This is a genomic window from Paenibacillus xylanilyticus, from assembly GCF_013359935.1.
GTDB lineage: Bacteria > Bacillota > Bacilli > Paenibacillales > Paenibacillaceae > Paenibacillus > Paenibacillus xylanilyticus.
In genome coordinates this window covers 1-290 of sequence record NZ_JABMCB010000137.1, presented here as the reverse complement: position 1 = coordinate 290, position 290 = coordinate 1, and the positions used below count along the sequence as shown (strand labels likewise).

The 290-nt window shown below is 55.2% G+C and carries 1 rRNA gene; it reads right to left on the bottom strand.

What is annotated here, in order from left to right:
• A 23S ribosomal RNA gene (locus HP552_RS03280) occupies positions 1 to 290 on the bottom strand; the annotation flags it as partial.

The following is a 290-nucleotide window of genomic DNA, read 5'->3' as shown; positions in this document are numbered from 1 at the left end:
CCGGGGTGCTTTTCACCTTTCCCTCACGGTACTGCTTCACTATCGGTCGCTAGGAAGTATTTAGCCTTGGCAGATGGTCCTGCCGGATTCATACGGGGTTTCACGTGCCCCGCACTACTCGGGATCCGTCTCGGAGGGAACCAACTTTCAATTACAGGGCTTTTACCTTCTTTGGCGGGCCTTTCCAGACCTCTTCGTTTAACCGGTTCCTTTGTAACTCCATGTGAGACGTCCCACAACCCCAGAGAGCAAGCTCTCTGGTTTGGGCTTCTCCGCGTTCGCTCGCCGCT